The 25727-nt window shown below is 48.8% G+C and carries 27 protein-coding genes and 1 other annotated feature; of the genes, 3 read left to right on the top strand and 24 right to left on the bottom strand.

The features are described 5' to 3' along the window. Window positions 1-5: 5 nt before the first annotated feature. The 15 genes from BM124_RS09025 to zapA form a co-directional block, all read right to left on the bottom strand. The gene (locus BM124_RS09025) at window positions 6-407 is read right to left on the bottom strand and encodes a tripartite tricarboxylate transporter TctB family protein (protein ID WP_093336956.1); all 402 of its coding nucleotides are present in this window, start codon (window positions 405-407) and stop codon (window positions 6-8) included. Between the two features lie 70 nt (window positions 408-477). Further along, entirely contained in the window at window positions 478-1566 is a 1089-nt protein-coding gene (locus BM124_RS09020; RefSeq protein WP_170841068.1) for a tripartite tricarboxylate transporter substrate-binding protein, read from the bottom strand. Window positions 1567-1721: 155 nt separating this feature from the next. Next, window positions 1722-3182, bottom strand: coding sequence for an alpha-ketoglutaric semialdehyde dehydrogenase GucD (gucD, locus tag BM124_RS09015; protein WP_093336953.1), 1461 nt, complete (start codon window positions 3180-3182; stop codon window positions 1722-1724). A 30-nt stretch (window positions 3183-3212) separates the two neighbouring features. Further along, entirely contained in the window at window positions 3213-4142 is a 930-nt protein-coding gene (gene kdgD, locus BM124_RS09010) for a 5-dehydro-4-deoxyglucarate dehydratase (protein WP_093336952.1), read from the bottom strand. A 1-nt stretch (window position 4143) separates the two neighbouring features. Next, on the bottom strand, window positions 4144-4845 hold the full coding sequence (locus tag BM124_RS09005; RefSeq protein ID WP_093337108.1) for a FadR/GntR family transcriptional regulator: 702 nt from the start codon (window positions 4843-4845) through the stop codon (window positions 4144-4146). 195 nt (window positions 4846-5040) lie between these two features. Further along, window positions 5041-5862 (bottom strand): helix-turn-helix domain-containing protein, encoded by an 822-nt coding sequence (locus tag BM124_RS09000; protein WP_093336950.1) that lies wholly within the window; start codon window positions 5860-5862, stop codon window positions 5041-5043. 125 nt (window positions 5863-5987) lie between these two features. Beyond that, window positions 5988-7019, bottom strand: a complete 1032-nt coding sequence (locus tag BM124_RS08995) for a hypothetical protein (RefSeq protein WP_093336949.1) — start codon at window positions 7017-7019, stop codon at window positions 5988-5990. A 162-nt stretch (window positions 7020-7181) separates the two neighbouring features. Further along, on the bottom strand, window positions 7182-8900 hold the full coding sequence (uvrC, locus tag BM124_RS08990) for an excinuclease ABC subunit UvrC (protein WP_244504295.1): 1719 nt from the start codon (window positions 8898-8900) through the stop codon (window positions 7182-7184). A gap of 62 nt (window positions 8901-8962) precedes the next feature. Continuing rightward, a complete protein-coding gene (locus BM124_RS08985) occupies window positions 8963-9322 on the bottom strand; it encodes a DUF488 domain-containing protein (protein ID WP_212634955.1) in 360 nt (119 codons plus the stop codon). A gap of 59 nt (window positions 9323-9381) precedes the next feature. Next, a complete protein-coding gene (gene trxA / locus BM124_RS08980; RefSeq protein WP_090928224.1) occupies window positions 9382-9699 on the bottom strand; it encodes a thioredoxin in 318 nt (105 codons plus the stop codon). Between the two features lie 246 nt (window positions 9700-9945). Beyond that, window positions 9946-10353: a DUF350 domain-containing protein gene (locus BM124_RS08975; protein WP_093336946.1), complete on the bottom strand. Its 408-nt coding sequence runs from the start codon at window positions 10351-10353 to the stop codon at window positions 9946-9948. Window positions 10354-10386: 33 nt separating this feature from the next. Next, on the bottom strand, window positions 10387-12744 hold the full coding sequence (locus BM124_RS08970) for an endonuclease MutS2 (protein ID WP_093336944.1): 2358 nt from the start codon (window positions 12742-12744) through the stop codon (window positions 10387-10389). Between the two features lie 41 nt (window positions 12745-12785). After that, complete coding sequence (gene polX, locus BM124_RS08965) at window positions 12786-14513, bottom strand: DNA polymerase/3'-5' exonuclease PolX (RefSeq protein ID WP_093336943.1); 1728 nt, start codon at window positions 14511-14513, stop codon at window positions 12786-12788. Window positions 14514-14574: 61 nt separating this feature from the next. After that, a complete protein-coding gene (locus tag BM124_RS08960) occupies window positions 14575-15117 on the bottom strand; it encodes a CvpA family protein (protein ID WP_093336941.1) in 543 nt (180 codons plus the stop codon). Between the two features lie 3 nt (window positions 15118-15120). Next, window positions 15121-15384: a cell division protein ZapA gene (gene zapA, locus BM124_RS08955; RefSeq protein ID WP_093336940.1), complete on the bottom strand. Its 264-nt coding sequence runs from the start codon at window positions 15382-15384 to the stop codon at window positions 15121-15123. Between the two features lie 688 nt (window positions 15385-16072). Between zapA and BM124_RS18925 the strand changes: the two genes are divergently transcribed. Next, entirely contained in the window at window positions 16073-16489 is a 417-nt protein-coding gene (locus tag BM124_RS18925) for a hypothetical protein (protein WP_170841067.1), read from the top strand. Window positions 16490-16649: 160 nt separating this feature from the next. On the opposite strand, the gene pheT is transcribed toward BM124_RS18925, so the two are convergent. From pheT to BM124_RS08940, 3 genes are all read right to left on the bottom strand, one after another. Continuing rightward, window positions 16650-19073, bottom strand: coding sequence for a phenylalanine--tRNA ligase subunit beta (gene pheT / locus BM124_RS08950; RefSeq protein WP_093336938.1), 2424 nt, complete (start codon window positions 19071-19073; stop codon window positions 16650-16652). A 13-nt stretch (window positions 19074-19086) separates the two neighbouring features. After that, complete coding sequence (gene pheS, locus BM124_RS08945) at window positions 19087-20121, bottom strand: phenylalanine--tRNA ligase subunit alpha (RefSeq protein WP_093336937.1); 1035 nt, start codon at window positions 20119-20121, stop codon at window positions 19087-19089. Between the two features lie 353 nt (window positions 20122-20474). After that, entirely contained in the window at window positions 20475-21266 is a 792-nt protein-coding gene (locus BM124_RS08940) for a TrmH family RNA methyltransferase (protein ID WP_244504287.1), read from the bottom strand. Window positions 21267-21342: 76 nt separating this feature from the next. On the opposite strand from BM124_RS08940, the gene sspI reads away from it, so the two are divergent. After that, the gene (gene sspI, locus BM124_RS08935; RefSeq protein WP_093336935.1) at window positions 21343-21549 is read left to right on the top strand and encodes a small acid-soluble spore protein SspI; all 207 of its coding nucleotides are present in this window, start codon (window positions 21343-21345) and stop codon (window positions 21547-21549) included. A 201-nt stretch (window positions 21550-21750) separates the two neighbouring features. On the opposite strand, the gene BM124_RS08930 is transcribed toward sspI, so the two are convergent. Further along, on the bottom strand, window positions 21751-22812 hold the full coding sequence (locus tag BM124_RS08930) for a M42 family metallopeptidase (protein WP_093337104.1): 1062 nt from the start codon (window positions 22810-22812) through the stop codon (window positions 21751-21753). Window positions 22813-22907: 95 nt separating this feature from the next. Beyond that, on the bottom strand, window positions 22908-23387 hold the full coding sequence (locus BM124_RS08925) for a dUTP diphosphatase (protein WP_093336934.1): 480 nt from the start codon (window positions 23385-23387) through the stop codon (window positions 22908-22910). Window positions 23388-23515: 128 nt separating this feature from the next. Here BM124_RS08925 and BM124_RS08920 point away from each other — a divergent pair, with 128 nt between their 5' ends. After that, window positions 23516-23908 carry a sigma-w pathway protein ysdB gene (locus BM124_RS08920; RefSeq protein WP_093336932.1) on the top strand — a complete coding sequence of 131 codons (393 nt, stop codon included), beginning with the start codon at window positions 23516-23518 and terminating at the stop codon, window positions 23906-23908. Here the strand turns inward: BM124_RS08920 and BM124_RS08915 are convergent. The 4 genes from BM124_RS08915 to infC are packed head-to-tail and all read right to left on the bottom strand — an operon-like array spanning window position 23883 to window position 25350. Beyond that, a complete protein-coding gene (locus BM124_RS08915; protein WP_342028618.1) occupies window positions 23883-24161 on the bottom strand; it encodes a DUF1294 domain-containing protein in 279 nt (92 codons plus the stop codon). The two genes, BM124_RS08920 and BM124_RS08915, sit on opposite strands and share 26 nt — an antisense overlap. A 37-nt stretch (window positions 24162-24198) precedes the next feature. Beyond that, entirely contained in the window at window positions 24199-24555 is a 357-nt protein-coding gene (gene rplT, locus BM124_RS08910) for a 50S ribosomal protein L20 (RefSeq protein WP_093336929.1), read from the bottom strand. Window positions 24556-24591: 36 nt separating this feature from the next. Continuing rightward, a complete protein-coding gene (gene rpmI, locus BM124_RS08905) occupies window positions 24592-24798 on the bottom strand; it encodes a 50S ribosomal protein L35 (RefSeq protein WP_093336927.1) in 207 nt (68 codons plus the stop codon). A gap of 45 nt (window positions 24799-24843) precedes the next feature. Continuing rightward, a complete protein-coding gene (gene infC, locus BM124_RS08900) occupies window positions 24844-25350 on the bottom strand; it encodes a translation initiation factor IF-3 (RefSeq protein ID WP_093336926.1) in 507 nt (168 codons plus the stop codon). 86 nt (window positions 25351-25436) lie between these two features. Further along, window positions 25437-25562 (bottom strand) — a sequence feature (ribosomal protein L20 leader region). Window positions 25563-25727: the final 165 nt, after the last annotated feature.

The following is a 25727-nucleotide window of genomic DNA, read 5'->3' as shown; positions in this document are numbered from 1 at the left end:
CCCCCTTACGGCAGTGTGATACTGAATAGATTTCCAAACACGTACCATACGATAAGAACCGTGGCCAGTGAATTGGATAAAGAGATGAAGATGGATCTGAGTTTGACATTTCCTATATAAAGCAGGGTGATCGCGAACATGAACAACAGACTCGCTGCCAGAAATCCGAGTCTGGGCAGAGCCAGCGCGTACACAATCAGTAAAATCATCGTGCCGTAGAGTTTGAGTTTGTCGTAGTTTTCGGTAAAAAATTTGAACGAAACACCATTTCCTTCTTTTCCGACGACTTTCTTGATATTGGCCGCAAGAAGAATGAGTCCAAGAATGATGAGGATCCCCAAAATAATTCTCGGAAAAATAATGTGGTAGGTATTATAAGACATTTCTATTGTGAAGAAATCCGACATGTCTTTCACCCTCTTCCTTTGGAGGCAGCGGAGCCGGCAGCCAACATCAGCCGGCTCCAGCTTTGCCCGGTTATTGTGCGATATTATTCAAGTCCGGTGCTCTTTCAATAATGGAACGCATCGTTTCGCGCTTATCAAGCAGGTACTCTTCTGCTTCGTCGGACGGCATATAGTTCGGAGTATAAGCGTTGTTGTTAAGGTCACTTTGATAGTCTTCATTTTCTACAACCTGCGATACCGCATTGTCCAGAGCTGTTACGACATTTTCATTCACGTCTTTTGGAAGAAGGAAGAAAAATTCTTTATCGAATGTGAATTCTTCGCCTCCAACAGTGATTCCCTGTTCCGCAAGAGTCGGGATATCAAAGCCTTCCACTCTTTCGCCGGCTGTGATGCCCAGAAATTTCATCTTCACCTGGTCTTCCACGCCGTCTTTCGTGTACTGATTGTTCGCACCGATCGAGCCGTGAATGATGTCGGCGTTATCGTCCCATAGTGCCTGGTCTTTATCCTGCTGTGATCCTGTCACGTAAGCTTTAATTCTGTTCGACACTTCTTCCCCGTACTCTTCCTGCACCCATAGATAGTATCCGTTGAACACAATTTCAGAGACGCCGCCGGCTTGAATGGCAACTGTAATCTCTTCATTCGGATTGCTGCTCAGCCATTCCGCTGATTCAGCCATCGAGTCATATGGCGCGTCTGCGCTTGCCAGAAACGCGTTCCCGGGGTTGGTTGATACCATCGGTCCAATAGTATAATTCTCCAGTTTGTTGCTTTGATCAAACGATCCGTATTCTACACCGAGATACGCCATATCGTGGAAAAACATGACGGTGCTTCCGTCATTCGATGCACTGGATAGTGCATCAAATGCCTGAACGCCGCCAACCGCGTCCACCTGCATGTTCGTGTTCAGGATATCTTCGGCGTACCTGCTGACAGCCTCTGCGTTTTGATACGTATCCCCGCCGGTGGATGTTGAACCGATAACCACCCGCATTCTGGAAAGATCAAGAGCGGCTTCGCCTGAACCTCCCCCCTTTTCCGCTGATGTTTCTCCGCTTCCTGCTGTTTCTTCACTTCCGGATGATTCACCGCAGGCCGCCAACAGAATCCCCAGCAGCGCCGCCATCAAAATATACATGGTTTTTTTCATTTGTAGACCTCTCCTTTCATAACATGAATGATCATTCGAGTTCGGTTTACTTCTCATCAAAGCATTAAAAAAAGCGCTTACATACATTATCAAATATAAAGTCTCCCCCTTTTCCTGATGCGAAAAGGGAAAAAGGGGGGACAAATGCTTCCCACTTACTTGACGAGAACGGTTTTAATATCGGTGAAGAATTCTTTTGCCGCTTCACCCTGTTCGCGGGAATGGGAACTGGACTGCTTCATTCCGCCAAACGGTGCCTGCAGTTCTACACCAGCGCTCTCTGCATTGATTCGGACGAGACCCGCTTCCATGTCATCGATAAAGGCGAGCATCTTCTGTACATTGGTTGTGAAGATAGAGGCGCTCAATCCGTATTCGACATCGTTGGCCAGTTCAATGGCTTCATCTACCGAATCCACTTTCATCAACGCCAGAACCGGACCGAAAATTTCTTCCTGGGCGATGGTCATATTTGTTTCGATGTCTTCAAAGACGGTCGGCGCCACAAAGTATCCGTTGTCGTATTCGCCTCCTGTCAGCCGTTCGCCGCCGCATAGAACCGTGCCGCCTTCTTCTTTTCCTCTTTCAATATAGTGAAGAACCGTGTTAAGCTGGCTTTCACTTACGCTCGGCCCCATCCAAACCCCTTCGTTCAGACCGTTGCCGGTATTTATTTCTTGTACCTTCGCTGTCAGCTTCTCTTTAAAAGCTTCGTAAACACCGCTGTGTACAATAACTCTGCTTGTGGCGGTACATTTCTGTCCGGTTGAGCGGAGTCCGCCGCTGATGGTAGCATCCACGGCTTGATCCAGATCCGCGTCTTCTGTCACAATGACCGGGTTTTTGCCGCCCATTTCGAGCTGGTATTTAGCGCCTCTGGCGAGAGCGGACTGACCAATCTGCTTTCCTACACTGTTGGATCCGGTAAAGGTTATACCGCCCACTTCCGGATGGTCAGCAAGACCCTGACCTATGACAGATCCCGGACCGGTTACCATGTTTACAACACCGGCAGGAAACCCTGCTTCTTCAAAACATTCAAAGATTTTCGCGCATGTCACGGCAGCTTCTGTTGCCGGCTTGAGAACGACAGTGTTTCCGTAAATTAACGCCGGTGCTGTCTTCCATACGGGAATAGCTACAGGGAAGTTCCACGGTGTGATGACACCGACAACGCCGAGTGGCGCCCGCGTCGTGAACATCAGGGCATCTTTATCTGTGGATGGAATAACATCTCCTGTTTTGCGCATTCCTTCTCCGGCGTAGTACCGCAGTATCGCTGCGCCTCGCATTGTTTCTCCTTTTGCTTCAGGGAGTGTCTTTCCCATTTCACGGGTCATGCACTGCGCTATATCTTCTTTGCGGTTTTCGATCAAACCAGCTGCCTTGTACAGATAATTTCCTCTCTCGGCACCGGAGAGTTTTCTCCATTCTCTTTTAGCTGAGGAAGCCGCTGTTACAGCCTGTTCCAGATCTTCAGCCGAAGACTTCTGCACACTGCCGACAACGTCACTTAAATCAGCCGGATTTCTGTTTGTTACACCCTCCTTTGTGTTCGAAGGAACCCATCCCCCGTTTATGTAATTGGAAAATTCGTTAAATGTTTTGACAGCCATAATACCCCTCCCGATAAATTTAACTTTGTTTTAAAGTGTCACTTCGCGATTTGGCGGATACTTTTTCAATGCAGCTTTCAGCACTTCTCTCAACTCTTCATAATGGTCGTCTTCCACCGGTGTGACAGGGGGCCTTGCCGTATTTGAAACAGGCAGACCTACAATTTCCATTCCGGCTTTAATTAAAGCTACGGCATATCCTTTCCGCTTCCGTCGGATTCGATTGATCGGCAGTATTACATCTCTATAGATTTCTTTCACCTGATCGTCATCACCCTCCTTAAGCGCATCATAAAACGTTCTCGAAATGTGCGGGATATAGTTGGAAATAGCCGAGGAATAGCAGTTGAACCCAAGCGGCATATAAGCCGGCATCGTAAGCTCGGCCATCGGCATCCCGTTCAGCCATCCCAGCCTGTCTCCGATTTCCTGCGTGAATTCGATGTTGGTTTCCATGTCTCCCACACCATCTTTCAGCCCTACAACCTGTGGAAAATCTGTGAGGCGTTTCAACGTTTCAAGCTGCAGCAGTGCATTCCCCCTTTGATAGAGAATCGCGTTCAAATCTGTACTTGTGATGATGGTTTTATAATACTCATAGAGTCCTTCCTGCTCTCCCTGAATCAAATAAGGAGGAAGGATCAGGTAACCGCCTGCCCCTTTTCTTTCGGAAATTTCCGCCTTTTTCAAGGATTCAGATATATTTCCGCCTACACCGGTGTAAACAGGAGCCCTTCCAGCAGTCACCGAAACAGCCAGCTCTGTCATTTCTTCGAATTCTTCCATGCCTATGTTCGTGCATTCTCCGGCTCCGCAGGCCACAAATATAGATTCAAGTCCCTCATCCAGCAGAAACTCAATATTTTCGGTTAAAGCTTCTTTGTCTATGTTTCCGCTTTCATTAAAGGGTGTAACCGGGAAACCGGAAATCCCTTCCGGTGCTTTTCGCTTATCCGTCATGTTACTCATCCTCCCTCTCTGTATTTTCTTTCTTTGTAATTGGACGAATCAGCCTGTTTCTTGCATGATCAAGGTGGCGGTACATGCTTGCGTGAGCTTCAATGGGATCCCGGTTTCTAAGCGCCTGGTAAATATCTTTGTGCTGTTGTAGTGTTTTTGACTTATTCCGGTCTACAAGCGCGATGTTTTCCAGTGTTTTATCATACATGTTCAAAAGAGGATCAATAATGCCTTCTGTTATGGAGTTGCTTGCACTGTGTGCAATAATCCGGTGAAATTCCCGGTCCGTTTCGGAGTAATCGCCATCAGCTGCCTCCATAATCTCAATCGTCTCTTCCAGCCTTTTCAGTTCCAGCTCCGACATTTTTTCAGCTGCCAGAGAGACGAGGCCAAGTTCCTGGGAAAGACGGGTTTCGATAATCGTATCAATGTCCCCGACCGATAGAGCGAGCATGATACGGTATGGTTCGCTCCCCACTTTATTGGAAAAAAACGTGCCTTCCTTCGTTTTCCGGTGGATAACTCCCAGCGTTTCAAGCGAACTCAGCGCTTCCCTCAACACGGGTCTGCTCACATACATCATATCCATCAGTTCCATTTCCGAAGGGAGCTTATCCCCTGCTTTTAACTGACCATTCATCAGCAGGCCGATGATCTGTTCAATCACCTGGCTGGCAAGCGTTCTCCGTTTAACGGATTCCATTTTTATCGGGCCGGTATCGTTACTCAATCTGCCCCCTCCCCTCTAACCTAAAAGCTTATAAAAGCGTTATTACTTATTTAGTAATTTGAATTGTAAGACAAATAAACAATACAGTCAATGATTTTTATAATATTATTTTTTTGTCAAACAAATAAACAGAACAAAATCGGGTGAAAATTTCTCACCCGTTCTGCCTCAGGACATTTTATCCTGGGTGTCGATATTCTTCTGAAATTCCTTCGGGGACAAACCACTGAACTGTTTGAAAAGCCGGCTGAAATAGTAACTGTCTTCGTATCCCACTTCCTGTGCCACTCTGAAAATCGGCATGGATGTACACTGCAGCAGTCTGCCGGCCTCTTTCATTCTTTTATGTATAATGTACTGCCTCGGTGTTTTCCCCGTATAGTACTTAAAACCTTTATAGAATGCGGAACTGCTCAATGTTGAACAGGACAGAAGCTTCTGTACCGGAATGTTGTCATAAAAATGATAATCAATATAATGCCGGGCTGCTTTTATTCCGCATTCAGCACTTTTCTCCCCGGATGTCTGCGCCTGCTCTATTTCTTCCATCACGTGATGAAAATAGGGAACAATCAGTGAATAATCTGATGGATCTTCCACCCACATTTGGTGCAGCCTGTTCAGATAATACCCGGCCAGAGGATGCATGGTTTTTTCCACCTCGTCTGCTTCCCCTGTGATCTTTTTCTGTTCCACACCCCATTTCCCGTCTTTTTGGAACACCCAGGCTGCAGTGAAGGTTACAAATAGTATGTAGATATGCGGCTGCGGAGTGATGTATAATCCACCGGTGTGATGGTTGAGAAACTGAATAACATCCCCCTTTTCCATGTCGACTTTGGTTTCCTGCCGGGACACTTTCCCCTCCCCTTCAAATACATACATAACAATAGAATCACCAGGCCTTCCGCTGTAATCAGCCCGGGCCGCGTTCGTTATTTTCTCGACCCGTATGTCTGTTATATCGAAAACTTGATGTAACATCCCCATAGTTGGTACCCCTTTGTCCTATCATACTTAATTGATAATGATAATCAATAACAATTTTACACTACACAGTTTACATTGACAAAAGACGACCTTTTGCCAAGGGCCGTCTTCTGACTGATATACCGCTACTGAGCTGTTACGGCCAGAATGGAATCATCCGGATCTAGATACAGTGCTACCGAACCTTCCAGCTCTTCGGCCACATCCGAGTCAAAGGATGTTGTATCCCCCTCCTCTTCAACAAACGAACCGGCATACTCATAGTTACTTCCATCCATATCAATGGACTCTTCAAATATTCTTTCGAACGGACCGTTTACCGTTTGATTGTAAACTTCCGCTACACCTTCTTCTTCGTTGAAGAGGAGCATATCCCCCTGCTTCACATCATCCAACGTTATTCTTTGGTTGTTTTTCACGATCAGAAAAGAAGCAAGGTCCAGCTCCTGACTCAGTCCCGTTACCGTGGTCCCCTGTTTTTTCTCCACAAGAAGATGATGCGGCATGTCGAATTGACCAACAAACGAATCATCACGGTCCAGCTCTTCTTCGGAAACCATTTCGTACGATACCATTTCATTACTGCCGTTCATTTTGACATGCATATCTTTATTAAAGGCATGGATGAGATCCATATCCATCTCGTCCGGCACCGTTACCGACTCTAATCCGTTCCCTGATGTAAGTGTCACCTGCCGTTCTTTTACGTCACCGGCATCCATGTTCTCAATCTTCACTTCATCCATGTGCTTGGTTCGGTGAACGACGTTCGTCAGTGTCTCTTTCCCGGTCTGTATTTTCATTGTATAATCCTGAAGGCGTTCCAGCTCCGCGGAGCGGTACATATGAAGCACAGCGCCGGTCGCGTCTTCATTCATCTCCACTCTTTTCACCCCTTTTCTCTGCCGCGAAACGTCGTGTACAATCTGTACATCAAAGCGGTCAAATGATGGAACCTGCCGGGTAAACGTTACCTCAATTACACTGCCACCGTTATTTAAAGCCTGTACACTGCTGATGGCTGTTTTATTCACTACTTCCGCTTCTTTCCCTTCCGATTCCGAGGCCTGCACCGCCCCGGTAAACCATACTGCAAAAATAAGGCTGATAAGTGCTGATACCATTACTTTTGGATTCCATAATAGTGTCGTATTCATTTTTACTCCCCCCTGGTTTATCGTTTTAATTTTATCCTCTACCCTCTCTTTATTGATATTGAAAATCATTATCAATTAATAGGATAAAATAAAAAACATCCAAGGTGGAATGGATGTTTTTACATAATTCATGGACTTTTTTTTAATGGCAGTACGTATTGTTTACTCCTTATCTTCAAGGCGTTTCATTAATTCGCGCGACACGTTGTCGGGAATGGAGATGCCCCGGAAATCTTCGATCGTTGCTTCCTTCATCTTTTTGACGGAGCCGAAATGGCGCAGAAGCTGGCGTTTACGTTTTTCGCCGACACCCGGCACATCATCAAGAATGGATGTGAACATGTTCTTTTTACGTGTCTGGCGGTGAAACGTAATGGCAAACCGGTGCACTTCATCCTGAATCCGCTGCAGCAGATGGAACGCATGACTGTTGCGTTGAAGGGGGACGACTTCCGCCGGATCACCCGTCAAAAGCTCCGATGTTTTGTGTTTCTCATCTTTAGAGAGTCCAGCGACCGGAACGAGAAGACCGAGTTCATCTTCGAGCACGCTTTTCGCCGCACTCAGCTGTCCCTTGCCACCATCAATCAAAATCAGGTCAGGCAGTTCTGCTTTTTCTTTCAGAAGCCTTACATAACGGCGGCGGATCACTTCTTTCATGGAGGCGTAATCGTCGGGCCCTTCCACCTGTTTCACTTTATATTTCCGGTAATCCTTTTTGTGCGGACGCCCGTCCAGAAATGTCACCATGGCTGATACCGGATCTGCTCCCTGGATGTTGGAGTTGTCAAATGCTTCAATGCGAAACGGCGTATCAATGTTCATTTTCTCTCCAAGGTCTTCTACGGCGCGGATCGTTCTCTCTTCATCGCGTTCAATAAGCTGAAATTTCTCCGACAGAGCCTGTTCCGCGTTCTGGGAAGCAAGGCGCAGAAGTTCCCGTTTCTGTCCACGCTTAGGCTGCTGGGTTTTGACATCGACAAGCTGCTCTGCCATATCTTTGTCCACTTCCTGCGGCAGCAGAATTTCCCGGGGCTTAATGTGGTCTTCATTTAGATAGAACTGGCCGAGAAATGTAAGAAAGTCCTCTTCCGGATCCTGATAAAACGGAAACGTCGACACATCACGTTCAATTAGTTTGCCCTGCCGCACAAAGAAGACCTGCACACACATCCAGCCTTTATCATAGGCATATGCGAACACATCCCGGCTCTGTCCGTCATTGATGGTCATTTTCTGCTTTTCCATGACAGCATCAATATGCTGCATCTGATCGCGCAGCTCTTTGGCCCGTTCAAAATTCAACGCTTCCGAGGCTTCATGCATTTTTTCCTGAAGATCTTTTTTCACTTCCTGATGCCCATTGTTCAGAAAGCGCACCATATCCTGCACAAGCTGTTTGTTTCTTTCCTGCGGCACATGAAATTCACATGGAGCCAGACACTGGCCGATATGGTAGTACAGACAGACCCGGTCGGGCATCGTCCGGCATTTTCTAAGCGGATACAGCCGGTCCAGCAGTTTTTTCGTCTCATTTGCGGCGATGGCGTTTGGATAAGGTCCGAAATACCGGCCGCCGTCTTTTTTCACCTTGCGTGTCGTGATAAGCCGCGGGTGTTCTTCATTTGTGATTTTCAGGTACGGATAGGATTTATCATCTTTTAAAAGGACATTAAACTTCGGTTCGTGCTTTTTGATGAGGTTCATCTCGAGAATCAATGCCTCTATATTGGAAGAGGTAATGATATATTCAAAATCATGAATATTGGCAACAAGCTGCTGGGTTTTACCGTCGTGGGATCCTGTAAAATAGGATCTCACCCGATTTTTCAGCACTTTCGCTTTGCCGACATAAATAATGGTACCGTGTTTGTTTTTCATCAAATAACAGCCCGGTTTTGCCGGAAGAACCGCCAGTTTTTCCTTGATGGCGGACAAGGACTTCACCTCTTTTCGTCGATCCACTGCTTTAGAAGCACCGCATGGTTACAGGTTTCATCTTTTGCTGCAAACAGCAGCGTGACAGTCTCTGAAGCAATCTTCTCTGCAAGTTCGTTTATCTTCTGCTGCGCGTTCTTATCGTTTTGCAGTTCTTCTTCGTAATATTTGGCGAACGCATCAAATTTTTCTTTATCGTGATTAAACCATTTCCTAAGGGGCGTACTCGGGGTCACTTCTTTTGCCCAGTCATCAAGCTCCGCCTTCTCTTTGGAAATTCCTCTCGGCCAGACTTTATCCACGAGTACACGGTACCCGTCCTGTTCGTCTGTTTTCTCGTACATTCGTTTCAGCTTTACCGGCACGATAACACCTTCCTGTCGAAAAAAACTGCTGACGCGGACATCAGCAGTTTCGATCGTTTTTAGGATAAATGTTTGTTCAGCACTTCTTCCAGCTGTTCTTTCGGCTGGAATCCGGTGATCTGTTCCACGACTTCTCCGTTTTTGAAAAGAAGCAGAGTCGGGATACTCATAACACCGAATTTACCTGCTGTTTCCTGGTTTTCATCCACATCGAGTTTCGCGATTTTGATTTGATCTCCCATTTCGGAATCGATTTCTTCCAGAACCGGGGCGATCATTTTACATGGACCGCACCAGTCTGCCCAAAAGTCCGCGAGTACAACTCCTTCAGACGTTTGTTCTGTGAAATCCTGGTCGGATACATTTACTATAGCCATAGTGATGTCCTCCTTTTAATCTTAATATCCTGATACTGTTGGTATTATAGCACCCGGATCGCTCCGTTGCGAATAAACTGCTCACTTGTTTTTAATGTACCCGGACAAGCTGTGAAAGAAACATATCTGTTTCATGAAAAAAACAATAAATAGACCGCTCCCGATATGACAAAAAGGATGCAGCACGCGATTAAGATTTTGGCCAATCGTTCCACGACAGTTCTCCTCCCCCTGATTGACTTGGTACTACAGGATACCGGCGCCGATTACAAAGGACATTCCGACGGAAATGATAAACGAAATCAGGCCTACAGCCCGGTTGTCCGCCTTGAGTTCTTCATCGATTTTGAACATCGGTGTCAGAAACTCAAACATCACGTAACTGAATACGAGGAGAACGAAGCCATACGCACCCCACAGTACCATCGTCAGTATGGCATCATTATGCTCGATGGAAAAACGGAAAATATTAGCCACCCCGAATATTTTCCCGCCTGTCGCAAGCGCCACCGCCATATTTCCGCTTTTTATTTCCTCCCAGTTTTTATACGAAGTGATCGTTTCAAAAACCGTCAGAAAAACAATAAGGGAAAGAACAGCCACGCTGAAGTTTGCCGCTGTCTCTACAAATGGGTTCTGCATCAGATTTTCCATATCGTCCGCCTCTCTTATGAAACCTTTTCCTGGTTATTTCAAACGGGCAACGGTATTACCGATTCCGCCCTCATTCATTCCGCCGTCTCTGGCCTCTGCGACGCTGGGGTGTTTTTTCAGCAGTTCTTTAACACCCCTGCGGAGAGCTCCGGTTCCTTTGCCGTGGATAATATGGACCTGCGGGTAGCCGGCGAGTACAGCTTCGTCGAGATATTTTTCGACTTTCTGCATCGCGTCTTCATACCGCACTCCGCGAAGATCAAGTTCTGGTTTCACGGAATTATCCGCCGACACTTTCGTTACGGGGCGGGAAGGCTGTCGGACCGGCTCCTGCTTGATTTTCTCCATATCGTCCGCTTTAACGTTCACTTTCATAATCCCAAGCTGTACCTGGTATTCTTTTTCGTCTTTTTTCTCAAGAACCTGTCCCTGCTGGTTGAAACTGAGTACTTTCACTTCATCGCCGGGTTCAAATGTTCTTTGTTTATCCGCCTGCTTTTTGATCTGCTGCTGCCGCTTGTTTAAGTCCGGCGCTGCCTGATCCATCCGTTTTCTTGCATCAATGAGCTCGTGTTCTTTTACCTGATGGCCTTCTTTTTGAAGCTGCCGGAGATCTTGAATGATTTCATCAGCCTGTTCACGGGCTTTCTCGAGCTCTTTTTGTGCTTTGTTTTCGGCGGACGAAATAACGTCCTGTTTTTTGTGGTCCATTTCCTGAAGATTCTGCTGCAGTTCCTGGTGCAGCTGCTCTGCTTCCTGGCGTGTCTTCCTTGCTTCCTCGAGCTCTTCTTCAGCTGTCTGTTTCTTCTCTTCAAGCGACGTAATCATATTTTCGACCTGGCGGGTATCAGCGTGAACCTCCGACTCCGCCGCCTCAATAATGTTTTCGCCAAGACCCAGTCTGCGCGAAATGGCAAAAGCATTACTCCGCCCCGGGATGCCGATGAGAAGCCGGTACGTCGGACTCAGAGTCTCTACGTCAAATTCGACACTTGCGTTCATAACACCTTCCCGGTTGTAGGCATAGCCCTTGAGTTCGCTGAAGTGGGTGGTTGCCACCAATCTGGCACCACTTGCGTACACGTAATCGAGAATGGAGACGGCAAGAGCGGCACCTTCGGTAGGATCCGTGCCGGCACCGATTTCATCGAACAGCACCAGACTCTTCTCATCCACGTGATCAAGAATATCAACAATGTTGGTCATGTGGGAGGAAAAAGTACTTAAACTCTGCTCAATCGACTGTTCATCCCCGATATCAGCATATACATTGGAAAACACAGCTGCTTCTGATTCTTCCTCCACCGGCAGATAGAGCCCGGACTGCGCCATCAGGGTGAGGAGTCCGACCGTTTTCAGTGTTACTGTTTTTCCGCCGGTGTTCGGTCCGGTAATGACGAGCGAGGAAAATGTCGTTCCAAGCTCCACATCGATCGGCACCACTTCATCACCGTCCAGAAGAGGGTGTTTCGCTTCTTTGAAGCGCAGGCGCCGGCTGTCGTTTAAATGCGGCCGGGATGCTTTCAGCTCATTCGCGTAATGAGCTTTTGTAAAAAGAAAATCAAGTTCGGCAAGGTAGTCCAGATTTTCAAGAAGCTGACCCGCTGCTCCCTGCACCCGTTCCGAGAGCTCCTTTAGTATACGTTCAATTTCCTGGCGTTCCTGCACGCGCGCTTCATTCAGCTGGTTATTCATCGTGACCACGGACTGCGGCTCGATGAAAAGCGTTGCCCCCGAAGATGATTGGTCATGAACAATGCCGCCGAATGAAGAACGGTATTCCTGTTTGACCGGAACAACGTAACGGTCATTGCGGATCGTGACAATCGCATCCGACAGTTTTTTCTGCTGCGCGGAGGAGCGGATCATCTGCTCCAGTTTGGAACGAATATCAGCTTCCAGCCCCCGTATTTTCTGACGGATACTGCGCAGGGCGGGTGTGGCTCCATCCAGCACCTCCCCGTGATCATCAATGGACTGTTTAATTTCACGCTCCAGGTCGGAAAGCGGGGCGATCGGGGCAGCCAGTCCGGCAAGAAGCGGCAGTTCGATATCTTCTTCCACCATGGTTTCGATAAACTTCTTAATGCGCCGCCCTCCATAAATCGTATCGGCGGTCTCGAGCAGTTCTCCAGCATTCAGCGTTCCACCGATCTCGGCCCGTTTTAGATGAGCGTGTATGTCTGTAATCCCCCCAAGCGGAGCCTGTCCTCTCAAGCGCAGCACTTTTGCTCCTTCTTCCGTTCGTCTCAGTGCTTCTTCGGCTTTTTCAAGTTCGGAAAAGGGCTTGAGTGCATCCACTTTCTTTCGTCCCAGTGTGGACGCAGCATGGTTTTTCAGCTGTTCTTTCATCTTGTCATATTCCAGTACGCGGCGTACGCGTTCGTTCATGCCCGGTCATCCTTTCAACACAAGCTGTCTTGAAGCAGGTTTCAGCGTTCTGTGCGTTCCTTTTTTCCCTCCAGGAAAGCGCGCAGGTCATCTATATTTCTTGTATTCAGTATTTGTTCTTTCTGCAGCAGTGCTTTCTTGGCGGACGCGGTTCCAATTTCCATATGATCCAGCATTTTTGGTGTATGGGCATCGGTGTTGATCGAAATCACCGTGTTGGTTTCCACTGCTTTACGCAGCCATGCCGCGGATAAATCAAGACGGTTGGGGTTGGCATTGAGTTCCAGTGCCGTACCAGTTTCTGCCGCCTTCTCAAGCAGTGTCTGCACGTCAGCGTCATAACCCTCTCTCCGCCCGATCAAACGGCCGGTAGGATGAGCGATAATATTTACCGATGGGTGCTGCAGCGCAGCATCAAGCCGCATCATAATGTCTTCCCGGCTTTGGGAGAAAGAAGAGTGAATCGAGGCAATCACCACGTCAAGCTGCGACAGCACTTCATCTTCAATGTCCAGGGTTCCATCCGGACGGATGTCCATTTCAATGCCGGCAAGCACCGTGAAGTCATCATATTTTTCATTGACACGCCGAATTTCTTCTATTTGCCGGAGAATACGTTCTTCATCCAGGCCGTGCGCCACCTGCAGAAATTTGGAATGATCCGTTACCGCCATCCACTCGTGACCACGGCTCCGTACTTCTTCGGCCATCTCTTCCACCGACAGGGCACCATCACTCCACGTTGTGTGCATGTGAAGATCCCCTTTAATATCGCTTCGTTCCACCGTTTCATACGGTTGTTGGTATGTTATCGTTTCATCTGCACCGCGCCGCGCTTCCGGAGGTATATAATAGAGACCAAGATAGTGAAAAAAAGCTTCCTCGGAAGAAAAAGAAGTTACCTCTTTGCTCTCCAGGTTTTCAATGCCGTATTCACTCACACGTTCCCCCCGGCTTTTTGCAATCTGGCGTATCTGCACATTGTGATCTTTAGATCCCGTGAAATGGTGGAGTGTCGTCGCAAAGGCGTCGTCATCTGTTAAACGGAAATCCACCTGAACCGGATAGGAAAGAGCAAGCTCGAGCGATACTTTGGACGCCCCGTCAGCGATCACTGCCGATACATGCGGCAGTTCCTGCAGCTCCGTTCGGACAGCATCCGTGTTTTCAACCGAGAGAATATAGTCGAGATCTTTGACGGTTTCCTCCATCCTGCGGAGGCTTCCTGCCCTGGCCCACCGTTTGATGCCTGTAAGTCCTCTTATTGCTTCTTCCAGCATTTCCGCTGTTTCAAGCATAAAAGCGACCGGGAGCCGTTCCGGACGGCTTCCTGCATCTTCGAGTGCTGCGAGTATTTTTTCTTCTGTTTTCGCGCCGAACCCGGAAAGCTCCCGGACGTGTCCGGATTCACAGGCCTGTTTCAGCGAAGCGGCATCTGTAATCTGCAGCTCCTGATACAATTTAGCCACTTTTCTTCCACCCAGTCCCTGAAGGTCAAGCAGCGGGATCAACCCTTCGGGAATGTCTGCTTTCAGCGTTTCCAGCACCCCGGCCTGACCTGTATCCCGGAGTTCCTGGATGACAGCGGCGGTTCCTTTGCCGATACCGCTGAGCGAAGCAGGGTTCTCGATTTCGGCGAGAGACCGTTCATCCTGTTCAAGCGCCTGGGCGGCTTTTCGGTAAGCCGAGGTTTTAAACGTATTCTCTCCCTTTATCTCCATATAAACCGCAATGGTTTCCAGCGCCTGGATCACCTCTTTTTTGTTCATTCCGGGTTCCTCCCTTCTCCAACGTACGAAAAAACTTCCCGCTGATAGAGAAGTTTTTTTCTTAAACCTCTTCCATCCAAAGGCCTTTCAGCCAGTCGGACAAAAAAGGAGTATGGTTTATCATCATGTCAGCCATAGTGGATTGGTCAATGGTCTGCTGCACCATTTCTATAGGCATCAGTGCTGCAGTCATCAGCAGAATAAACATCAACAGATACGTTTCGACAAAGCACAGGACGCCGCCGAGCCACCGGTTCACCATGCGGAGGACCGGCAGTCTGGAAACAAAATCAAGCATGGACCCTATAATCTGGAGAATAATTTTCACCGCAAAGAAAATCAGGATAAACGCAATACCGTTGTAATAGACGGCCTCAAGATCAAACGAAGTGACCATCATTTGGACAATACTGTCTCCGTCGGTGGAAATCTCAGGGTGAGGGAGCCATAACCGTAAATACTCGGACAGCTCATGATAAAACGTAAAAGCAACAAACAGTGCTATAAAAAAGCTGACTAAATGTATCGTCTGTAATATAAAACCTCTCCGAAGCCCAACAAAAAAACTGATAACCAGTATCAGGAGTATCAAAAGACTCAGCATGAATTACCGTTCCTCTTCTCTCTCATTTCGCCCGCCGGTTTCGACCGACTGTTTCAGCTTGATGTAATCGTCCGTTATATTGAGCGCTGTTAACACAGCGAGTTTCGTCGTATCCAAATAAGGATTGTGCTCCTTGAATTCACGCATTTTCTGATCCAGGTGCTCTGCCACCTGCATGACATGTTCGGGAGGTTCGTCTCCGACAATCGAGTACGGCTGCCCGAATATGGTGACTGTCGTGCGCTGCTTATCGTTCCCGTCATCCACGGGTAAAACCTCCTGTCGTCAGCAAAATACCTACACATAATAATAACAGAATCATTTCTGAATGGAAATGTTTTTTCCTTGGTATTATACCCGCTCAGGCAGGCGAAAAAACAAATAGGCTGCTGCCGGATTTTACAAAGGTTTAAAGAGCGTAAAACAGACGTGCAGACAAAAGAATAAAGAGTCTGGGACAAAAATAAAATAGGCGCACGAAAACACAAATGTTCTGCGGCGTTGTTCAAGAGCCGCATAGCAGTGGAGCCAAAATGCTTCGGCTCCTGCTGAGAAAAGCACGAGTCACGGGTGCCCCGCAGGATGCAGATCAGGTCGGCGCCCGCACGTGACGTACTTCCACAGGCTAATGACGTTTAAAGGGCGCACCAAACACTCTAAAGTGCTTTATGAATCATTCATGATGACGTTTAAGGGTGCACCGCTCCCTCTAAAGTGCCTCATGCGTCATGCCTAACGACGTTTGAGGGGGCACTGAACCCCCTAAAGTGCTTTATGGACTATTCCTCTCCCTTTTCATGCAGCGACGCGGGCTCTTTGTTGCGTCAACCCGTTCGTTTCCCGGCTGAACGCAACCTGGATTCGTTCATGACGACGTTTGAGGGGGCGCTGAATCCCCTAAAGTGCCTTATGACCCATTCCCAACGAACGTCCGTCCATCTGCGTTCCACCCAACTTGAACGAAACAAACAAACGCCTTCATTCTCTACAAACCACCGTACATCCGCCCTGCATTGTTCTGTATCCGTACGGCCGGATCTGCTTCCTTTTCCTCCGTTATACCGGCTGGCGTCGTGATCACATCGCGGAGCAGCTCAGTTGCGGTTTCGATTCCGGCAAACGGGTCCTGGAACGGCCGGGGTCCGTCGGCTTCAACAAGCAGCTGATCCGGCAGGACCGCAGCCGCGAGCCGTGGTGGCTTCTACGCCCGGCACAGGACGTGCACGGCTTTAGGAAAAGGTCCCCCCTTTTTCTCAGCCGAACTTCCTCGTTTTCAAGCCGTGCCCACGGCATAGAAGACACGATGAGCGCCAGCGAATCGATGCCGCCCTTGTGCTCCGGAGTGCAAAGAAGACACGATGAGCGCCAGTGAATCGATGCCGCCCTTGTGCTCTGGAGTAAAAGCGAAGTATGTTGGCGCAGCGGTGTATCTTAGAAATGAAGAATGCCGAACGATTTGAAAAAAATCGTTCGGCATTCTTTATGTGATACAGGTTTGTAGACTCTTTTCGCCAAGTCATCACCTTATTCGTTTATTTCCTGAGTTCCGCGCTCACTTCTTCTTCGAGTCGTTTCAGTACATTATCGTGGGCCCTGCTGACTTCTTCATCTGTCAGCGTGCGGTCGGGATCGAGATAAACAAGGGAGAACGCAAGAGACTTCTTCCCGGCACTCAGGTTTTCTCCCTGATATACATCAAAAAGGGATATATCATGCAGAAGACTTCCTCCTGCTTCCCTGATTACGCGTTCCACTTTTCCGGCCGGAACGTCATTATCAACGACCAGCGCAATATCCCGGGTTACTGCAGGGTAACGCGGCACTGTTTCATAGAAAACAGACACGGCATCATAAGAAAGAATCAGATCCATATCAAGCTGGAATACGTACGCTTCCTTAAGGTCCCATTCTTTCTCCACAGACGGGTGAAGCTGCCCGGTAAAGCCGGCATAGGTACCGTTGAGATAGATGTCGGCACTTCTGCCGGGGTGGAGTTCCGCTTGAGAAGACCGGACAAACGCCACCTCAGAAGCGACGCCCAGTTCATTAAACAGTCCTTCGAGAATACCTTTTATGACAAAGAAATCTGCTTTTTTCTTCTCGCCCTGCCACAGATGGGTGTCCCACCATCCGGTAACAGCCGCGGCAAGAACTGTTTTTTCCTGAGGTTGTTTTGTGAGCGTGCCGCCGGGCTCTCCTATGAAAATGGATCCCAGTTCAAACAGGGCGGCATCGTTGATCTGCCGGTTACGGTTGTACTGCACTGTGTCGAGAAGCTGAGGAAGAAGGCTCGTGCGCATCGTGCTCCGTTCTTCACTCATTGGCAGCGATACGTCCACTTTTCCCGGCAGCGTATGGAGCTGCAGCCTGCTGCTGTGTTCTCTGGACGTCAGCGTGTACGTCAGGGCTTCGTTCAGTCCCGCGCTTTCAAGGAAGCGGCGCATATGGCGCTCACGCCGCTGTCGGTCTGTTAAAAATCCGGGTGTTGTCACGCCGGACGGAAGCGTGGTCGGGATGTATTCATACCCGTACAGGCGGGCTGCTTCTTCTGCCAGATCAACTTCCCGCTCCAGGTCCGGCCGGCGCGTCGGAACTTCCACTTTAATACCGCCTTTTTCCGCGGATGCCGGCAGACGGAGACGACGGAATATCGATAACATGTCGTCTTCGGAAAGATTCATACCGAGAAGACCATTTAACTGCCCCGCACTCGTCTCAATCTTTTTGTTTTCTGCAGGACGATGGTCCACTTCCACACTGCCCTGAAGTACTTCACCTCCGGCGTACGTCTCAAGCAGCGAGGCCGCCCGCTCTGCTGCTTCCTCCACCCGTCCGGAATCAATTCCTTTTTCAAACCGGATGCTTGATTCGCTGCGAATACCGGTCTGGCGCGAGGCTTTTCGGACTCTGGCCGGCTGGAAGTAAGCCGCTTCAAGCAGAACCGCCGTTGTGTCATCCTGCACTTCGGACGATGCACCGCCCATGACGCCGGCAAGAGCGACAGGTTCTTTCCCGTTTGTGATGACCATATGCTCAGAAGAAAGAGTTCGTGTCTCACCGTCGAGTGTCGTCATCTCTTCCCCTTCTCCTGCGCGGCGCACGAGAATTTCCGACGAGCCGAGCCTGTCCAGGTCAAAAGCGTGCAGCGGCTGTCCGTATTCAAGCAGCACATAGTTTGTGATGTCCACCACGTTGCTGATCGGACGGATTCCGGCTGCCGTGAGCCGGTTCTGCATCCACTGCGGCGATGGACCGACTACAATGTTTTTCACGACTTTCACGCCGTAGAAAGGATTGTCTTTTGGTACATCGACCTGAACCGAAACATGGTCTGAAGCATGTTCTGCGCTTTCTTTATGTGCGGTGTCGGGATGAATAACGTCTCTGTCGAGCAGTGCTGCCATTTCATAGGCAACACCGAGCATGCTCAGGCAGTCGGGACGGTTGGGGGTTAAATCCAGTTCCAGCACGGTGTCACGCAGACCGATTTCCGCCACGGCGTCCGCACCGACCTCGGCGTCGTCCGGCAGGACATAGATGCCGTCCTGATATTCTTTTGCTACAAGTTTCTGCTCCACACCCAGCTCCTGAAGAGAACAGATCATCCCCTGGGATTCCTGCCCGCGCAGAGTGGTGGTGGTAATTTCGATACCTCCGGGCAGAACAGCGCCCGGCTCTGCTGTAACTACCTTCTGTCCGGCCCGAATATTGGAAGCACCGCAGACGATGGTACGTTTCGCACTTTTTGTATCGACAACGCAGACACTCAGCTTGTCGGCTTCCGGATGCGGGCTGCATTCTTCCACATAACCGACAACGACGTGTTCTACTCCTTCGGTGCGGTTGTGAAGCATATCGACTTCCACGCCTCCACGCGTCAGCCGCTCCGCAGCGTCTTCTGCGCTTAAGTCTTCTATATCTACATAATTTTTCAACCATTGATAGGAAACTAACATGATGAAATCCTCCTTATGCCCGTTTGAACTGGTTTAAAAACCGGATATCATTTGTATAGAAATGACGGATATCATCGATTCCGTATTTCAGCATCGCAAAACGTTCCACACCCATACCGAAGGCAAATCCGGTATAGATTTCCGGATCAAATCCGCTCATTTCAAGCACATTGGGATGTATCATGCCGGCTCCCAGCACTTCAATCCAGCCGGAATACTTGCAGACCCGGCAGCCTTTGCCGCCGCAGATGCCGCAGGAAACGTCCACTTCCACCGACGGTTCTGTGAAAGGGAAGAAACTCGGTCGCAGCCGGATACTGCGGTCGGCCCCGAAATATTTCTGAACAAAGGCTTCGAGCACTCCTTTCAGATCGCTCATCTGCACATTTTTATCTACATAAAGTCCTTCAATCTGCATGAATTGGTGGGAATGAGTCGCGTCGTCATCATCGCGGCGGTACACTTTTCCCGGACAGACGATTTTGACCGGCCCCTGTCCTTCAAACGTTTCCATCGTGCGCGCCTGAACGGGCGACGTCTGCGTGCGCAGCAGCATATCGGTCGTCACATAGAAGGAATCCTGCATGTCGCGGGCCGGGTGTTCCGCCGGCAGGTTCAGCTTTTCAAAGTTGTACTGATCGGTTTCCACTTCCGGTCCTTTTGTTACCTGAAAACCAAGACCGACAAAAATATCTTCAATTTCTTCCACGACAGCAGTCAGCGGATGGCGTGCACCCTGCTTCACTTCTCTGCCCGGGAGCGTGATATCAATACTTTCTGCTTTCAGCTTTTCATCGATTGCCGCTTTTTCAAGCTGTTCTGTCTTTTCTTCCAGTTTCTCCTTGATTTCTTCCCGGACGTCATTGGCCTTCTGTCCGACTTTCGGACGTTCTTCTTCCGACAGCTGTCCCATGCCGCGGAGAACTTCCGTGATCGGTCCTTTTTTCCCAAGGTATTTCACTCTTACAGACTCCAGTGCTTTGACGGAGTCTGCCTGCTTTATTTCCTCCAGCGCTTCTCTGCCAAGTTCCTGCAGGCGGTCAATCATGTTTTTCTTCCTCCTTTAACGTAAAAAAACCTTCCTCCCTCTGCATAAGGGACGAAGGTTCCGCGGTACCACCCTTGTTAACCATAGACGTCTGCATACGTCCGGTTCACTCGATTAACACGATAACGGGGGGATGCCCGGTACACCTTACCAGCAGGTGACACCACACTGGTTTCCGGCGCCGGCTCCGGAGCGAATTCCACAGACCTGTCACAGAACCGCTTGCAGTCGGCGGCGGATCCTCCCTGGGTGACGGGTTTCCTGTATACTACTCTCCTTCACAGCCTTTTTCCTCTTTTTCGTTCATGATCATGGGATAAGTATAAGAAAAAATAAAAATGAATGCAAGGTGTTTAATATGGCTGTTTCAAATGATACAGCAGAATGCCCGAAGCAACCGACACATTCAGGGATTCAGCGTTTCCGTATATCGGAACGTAAATATTCTGATCCGCCTCATCCAAGAGGGACTGCTGCACCCCCGCTCCTTCATTGCCGACGAGAAGTGCAAAGCCTTTCTGCGCACCGATGGCGGTATGTGACGTTCCTTCATTTACCGAGGTCCCGAATACGGGTATCTTGTGCGCCCGGCAGGATTCCAGCCATTCTTCCAGCTCCGCCTTCAGTACCGGCATATGAAAAAGGGATCCCTGCGTTGCCCGGACCACTTTATCATTGTATCCGTCCACCGTGCCTTCTCCGAGAATCACCGCCGTTATGCCTGCTGCATCCGCGGTCCGGATCATCGTGCCGAGATTGCCCGGATCCTGCACTCCATCAATAAGTAAATACGTATGGCTGCTGTGCACCTCGAGTCCGGTGTCCTCCGGCATACGGCAGATCGCGGCCACGCCCTGCGGCGTCTCGGTGCGGCTCATCTCCTGCATCACCTGCTTGGTCACCGTCGAAACCGGCAGGCCGGACAACTTCACATCATCGGGGATATCTTTATCTTCTTCTATAAAAACATCTGAAATGGTTACATCATGCGCCGCGGCTTCTTTCAGCAGGTGCCATCCTTCAATGACAAACTGCTGCTCGCGTTCCCGGAATTTGCGCTTCATTAAGCGTTTTACATTTTTCACTTTTGGATTTTTGACAGAGTCGATTTGATTCCATGCCATTCCTTTTTCCCAATCCCCCATCTGCATATTTTTTTCTAAGGAAGAACACACTACACCTATTGGTCATTATTTTATCACAAAAAAGGAGGGCATATGGATGTCTTTTAATCTTCGGGCAGCTGTTCTTGAAAATGTGTCGGGCAATAATGAAGAGCAGGTGGAAGCGACGATTCAGGATGCTGTGGAAAGCGGAGAGGAAAAAATGCTTCCGGGGCTCGGTGTGTTGTTTGAAGTATTCTGGAAACAAGCTTCCGACCAGGAGAAAGATCAGGTCATCCGCGATATCACCGACGGTCTTCAATAAAAGACGCCAGAGATCGGCGGATAACGACGTCTTTTCGGCCGGTATACCTCTGCTCTTGGCAGGTAACGCATCACATTCAGCTCGTAAACAGACGATGTCCGCTGGTACAGCGACTCTTTCTGCCGATAAATACAAGCCTCTCCCCCATCATTCGGGAACAAAAACGCTCCCCGCCGCAACAGGCGGAGAGCGCTTCTTTTTTTACGAGTCATACGTGATTTCGTTCACTTTATCGGCGTCGAGTCCTTTGATGATTTCAACAAACAGCTGCACCGCATGTTCGAAGTCATCTTTGTGCAGGATAGCAGCATGAGTATGAATGTAGCGGGTCGGAACGGTAACGGCCAGACTCGGCACACCTTCGCCTGTGAGGTGAATGGATCCCGCGTCTGTGGCGCCGCCGCTCATCGCGTCGAACTGATAAGGAATGCCGTGCTTATCCGCCGTTGCAGTCACAAACTCGCGCAGACCTTTATGTGACACCATGGAACGGTCGTACACTAGAATTTGCGGTCCTTTTCCGATTTCCGCCTTGGCATCATTTTCTGTAACACCCGGCGTGTCACCGGCAATGCCGACATCCACGGCGAATCCGATGTCCGGCTCAATTTTGGACGCCGATGTCTTCGCACCCCGCAGTCCGACTTCTTCCTGAACGGCGCCCACCCCGTACAGTTCGTTTGGATGATCTTCATTCTGCAGGCGTTTCATCGCTTCAATCGCAATAGCGCAGCCGATGCGGTTGTCCCAGGCTTTGGCCATCATCAGTTTTTCGTTGTTCATGATGGTGAAATCGCAGATCGGTGCGACAGAGTCACCCGGCTTGACCCCAAAGCTTTCCGCTTCTTCTTTGCTGGAAGCGCCGATGTCGATAAACATATCTTTGATCTCCACCGCTTTTTTGCGCTGTTCCGCTGTCAAAATGTGCGGAGGCTTGGATCCGATTACACCGGTAATGTTACCCCGGGACGTCATGACGTTCACACGCTGGGCGAGCATCACCTGGCTCCACCAGCCGCCGACCGTCTGAAACTTCAGGAAGCCGTTATCATCAATTTGGGTGATCATAAAGCCGATCTCATCCAGGTGGCCGGTCACCATGACTTTAGGACCGCCTGCTTTTCCTGTTTTTTTGGCAATCAAACTTCCGAGATGATCGGTCGTTACATCATCCGCGTAAGGGGAGATGTGTTTCTTCATGACATCCCTGGCTTCTTTTTCATTGCCTGGAATGCCGTTTGCGTCGGTTAGTTCTTTCAGCATCTGTGTTGTTTCGTCCAATGTTTATTCCTCCTTTTTGCTGATTCATCCGTTTCCATTTTACTATAATGCCCAATGTAAAGATACTCAAACGAACATTAGTAACCTTCTTCCTGTCGTTGATGGTTTGCTTCATTCTTTTGGAGGTATGCTGCTTCCATATCCTCTTTTGAAAAACCAAGCTTATACCCGAGCGTGATATATGCCTCAAAAAGGTCGAGAAAATATTCTTTCGAAAATGTTTCTTTCAAGGAGAGGGCCGTTTCGTACACGCGGTGAAACTGTTCCGTCACCCCGGCACCCGGATTTCCGCCGGCTTCCGGCACTTCTTCCCAGCCGCCGTCCAGACCAAGAGACAAGATGAAATGCAGGCCGTCCACGTATTCTTCAGCGATCACATCCCGGTCTGAGGCAGGTTTTTTGCTCCAATATTTAAAACAGCGGGTTTCGTTGGCAAGTTCCCCGATTTCCACAAGCAGGGCCAGCATTTTTTCGGCGTGAATCTCCCCGCGGTTCAGGTTATGCTCTTTTAGAATTCTTTCATCGAGTTCCCGCTGAATGGCAAACAACTGATTCATGCTCTATCTTTTCCTTTCTCCCTCAAATTCCATTACAATGAAACTAACAACAATGCTGCTGCGTATAGTATAATGCAGACAAGACTTTTTTTTCGAGAAATGATTCTCCGCAGGAGGAGGAATGGGAAATGGCACTTTTGCTCCGGATACTGATTCTCATTGCAGTCATCATTGTCATATACGCTGTGATTAAATATATTCTCAATCCGAAACGCAAACTGGAACTGGCTCATGATAAAAAGCAGTTTTATTTCCTTGATGATCCCGACAATGTACGAAAAAATTTCCTCATTACCTATAAAGGCGTTATGTTTGAAGGGGGAAAATATCTCGGCACGACAGATAATGCTTTCGATATTGTTTCCGTCTCGATCTGGGTGAAAAACAAAGACCGGCTGCAGGGTCTTCATACAGAGGATTTTACCTTTATGGAGCGGGAGATCGAGCAGCAGTACCCCCATGCCGGCATCGAGTGGAAAAGCCCCATCCGCGAATTTATTGCAAAGTCAGATAAAGAATAATAATAACGTGAAGCGCAAAAATAAGAGGAACCCCGGCTTTAAAAAGAAGATGCCGGGTCTTGTGCCGGAACAGATACATTGCCGCAAGCATTCCGGCGCTCCCGCCTGCCCACGTAAGAAGCCAGAGACGCTTTTCCGGTATTCTCCGCTTTTTGCGGCGTGCCTTGTACTTGTCGCTGCCGGCTGCCGCAAACGATAACAGATTGACAGCTGCAGCGTATAATATGAACCACATCACCATATGTACTCCCAATAAAACAGGCCCGGGCTGCCCCCGGGCCGTTTTTTATTTATTTAAGGTTGGCTTTTGCTTTTTCTGCGAGCTCGGCAAAGCCTTTTTCGTCGTTTACAGCAAGATCGGCCAGCATTTTGCGGTTCATGTTAATGTCCGCCTGCTTCAGTCCGTGCATCAAACGGCTGTAGGAAAGCCCGTTCAGACGCGCTGCAGCGTTAATACGGGTGATCCACAGTCTGCGGAAATCACGTTTACGCTGACGACGGTCCCGGTATGCATAACGCAGGGATTTCATCACCTGTTCCTGCGCCGTTTTAAACAAACGATGACGGGAACCCTGGTATCCTTTTGCTAGATTCAAAACCTTATTACGACGACGACGTGCCACATAACCGCCTTTTACTCTTGGCATCGTCTATCCCTCCTTCTTCATTTTGCGTTTTTCGTATTATTTACGTTTTTTGTAAGGGAGCAGTGTGCTGATCCGTTGATGGTCGGTTTTATGCATGATCGCATCATCACTCAACCGTCTTTTCTGTTTCTTCGTCTTATTACGGAAAAGGTGGCTTGTATATCCGTGACGGCGCTTCAGCTGGCCGTTACCCGTCTTTTTGAAACGCTTCGACGCGCCGCTGTGGTTTTTCATTTTAGGCATAGGTTGTTCCTCCTTCAGTGTCGTTCCTTGTGTTTAAACGAAGTGTTATTCTTTTTCCGGTTTTGGAGCAAGCATCAAGAACATGCTGCGCCCTTCCATCTTCGGTTTCGTTTCTACCGTAGCAACGTCTTCGCATTCTTTGGCCATCCGGTCGAGAACTTCTTTCCCGATATCAGAATGCGTGATCATACGGCCGCGGAAACGGATGGCCGCTTTGACCTTGTCGCCTTTGGATAAAAACTTGCGGGCGTTTTTCAACTTCGTGTTAAAGTCATGTTCTTCAATGTTTGGACTGAGACGCACTTCTTTGACGTTGATGGTCTTTTGTTTCTTGCGTGCCTCTTTTTCTTTTTTCTGCTGCTCAAATCGGTACTTTCCATAATCCATAATTCGGCAAACCGGAGGCTTCGCATTTGGAGCTACCAGTACAAGATCAAGTTCGGCTTTTTCCGCAAGATCCAATGCTTCGTTTTTCGATTTGACTCCGAGTTGTTCGCCATTGGAATCGATGAGGCGTACCTCACGTGCACGGATTCCATCATTCACTTTCATATCGTTACGAATAATGTGCCACCTCCAAAAAAATTACGAATCAAAGCAGCCAGTTGCGTATCACTCCTGATACAGCAGGTCTTTTCGAGGCATAAAAAAAGCAGGCGCAATGTACACACTGCACCCGCTGATCATTCTTTAAAAAGTACCGGGACCCGCCGACAGCCTTTAAGCGTCAGTCAGGTGAGAAGCGGGCGCTTCTGCTTGCTTTGGTTTCGGTTGTTCAAACACTAGTTCAATGTACCAGATGAAACAGAGACTGTCAATACATCTTTCTTACACGTATGCGTCAAGTTTTTCTCGGTCGTTCTGAAAGACTGCCGTTTTCAGCCCTCTATTTTTGTACACCGCGAATCTTCTACCGCGCTCCGCTTGCT

The sequence above is a fragment of the Salibacterium halotolerans genome, assembly GCF_900115625.1.
Taxonomy (GTDB): domain Bacteria; phylum Bacillota; class Bacilli; order Bacillales; family Marinococcaceae; genus Salibacterium; species Salibacterium halotolerans.
The sequence above is the reverse complement of the archived record's forward strand: the minus strand, read 5'-3'. Positions and strand labels throughout refer to the sequence as shown.

Bases quoted from the DNA above. Each gene is read 5' to 3' on its own strand.
- BM124_RS09025 (WP_093336956.1), bottom strand. From the start codon at position 407: ATGTCGGATTTCTTCACAATAGAAATGTCTTATAATACCTACCACATT.
- BM124_RS09020 (WP_170841068.1), bottom strand. From the start codon at position 1,566: ATGAAAAAAACCATGTATATTTTGATGGCGGCGCTGCTGGGGATTCTG.
- gucD (WP_093336953.1), bottom strand. From the start codon at position 3,182: ATGGCTGTCAAAACATTTAACGAATTTTCCAATTACATAAACGGGGGA.
- kdgD (WP_093336952.1), bottom strand. From the start codon at position 4,142: ATGACGGATAAGCGAAAAGCACCGGAAGGGATTTCCGGTTTCCCGGTT.
- BM124_RS09005 (WP_093337108.1), bottom strand. From the start codon at position 4,845: ATGGAATCCGTTAAACGGAGAACGCTTGCCAGCCAGGTGATTGAACAG.
- BM124_RS09000 (WP_093336950.1), bottom strand. From the start codon at position 5,862: ATGGGGATGTTACATCAAGTTTTCGATATAACAGACATACGGGTCGAG.
- BM124_RS08995 (WP_093336949.1), bottom strand. From the start codon at position 7,019: ATGAATACGACACTATTATGGAATCCAAAAGTAATGGTATCAGCACTT.
- uvrC (WP_244504295.1), bottom strand. From the start codon at position 8,900: ATGAAAAACAAACACGGTACCATTATTTATGTCGGCAAAGCGAAAGTG.
- trxA (WP_090928224.1), bottom strand. From the start codon at position 9,699: ATGGCTATAGTAAATGTATCCGACCAGGATTTCACAGAACAAACGTCT.
- BM124_RS08975 (WP_093336946.1), bottom strand. From the start codon at position 10,353: ATGGAAAATCTGATGCAGAACCCATTTGTAGAGACAGCGGCAAACTTC.
- BM124_RS08970 (WP_093336944.1), bottom strand. From the start codon at position 12,744: ATGAACGAACGCGTACGCCGCGTACTGGAATATGACAAGATGAAAGAA.
- polX (WP_093336943.1), bottom strand. From the start codon at position 14,513: ATGAACAAAAAAGAGGTGATCCAGGCGCTGGAAACCATTGCGGTTTAT.
- BM124_RS08960 (WP_093336941.1), bottom strand. From the start codon at position 15,117: ATGCTGAGTCTTTTGATACTCCTGATACTGGTTATCAGTTTTTTTGTT.
- pheT (WP_093336938.1), bottom strand. From the start codon at position 19,073: ATGTTAGTTTCCTATCAATGGTTGAAAAATTATGTAGATATAGAAGAC.
- pheS (WP_093336937.1), bottom strand. From the start codon at position 20,121: ATGATTGACCGCCTGCAGGAACTTGGCAGAGAAGCGCTGGAGGAAATA.
- BM124_RS08940 (WP_244504287.1), bottom strand. From the start codon at position 21,266: ATGGGGGATTGGGAAAAAGGAATGGCATGGAATCAAATCGACTCTGTC.
- sspI (WP_093336935.1), top strand. From the start codon at position 21,343: ATGTCTTTTAATCTTCGGGCAGCTGTTCTTGAAAATGTGTCGGGCAAT.
- BM124_RS08930 (WP_093337104.1), bottom strand. From the start codon at position 22,812: ATGCTGAAAGAACTAACCGACGCAAACGGCATTCCAGGCAATGAAAAA.
- BM124_RS08925 (WP_093336934.1), bottom strand. From the start codon at position 23,387: ATGAATCAGTTGTTTGCCATTCAGCGGGAACTCGATGAAAGAATTCTA.
- BM124_RS08920 (WP_093336932.1), top strand. From the start codon at position 23,516: ATGGCACTTTTGCTCCGGATACTGATTCTCATTGCAGTCATCATTGTC.
- rplT (WP_093336929.1), bottom strand. From the start codon at position 24,555: ATGCCAAGAGTAAAAGGCGGTTATGTGGCACGTCGTCGTCGTAATAAG.
- rpmI (WP_093336927.1), bottom strand. From the start codon at position 24,798: ATGCCTAAAATGAAAAACCACAGCGGCGCGTCGAAGCGTTTCAAAAAG.
- infC (WP_093336926.1), bottom strand. From the start codon at position 25,350: ATGAAAGTGAATGATGGAATCCGTGCACGTGAGGTACGCCTCATCGAT.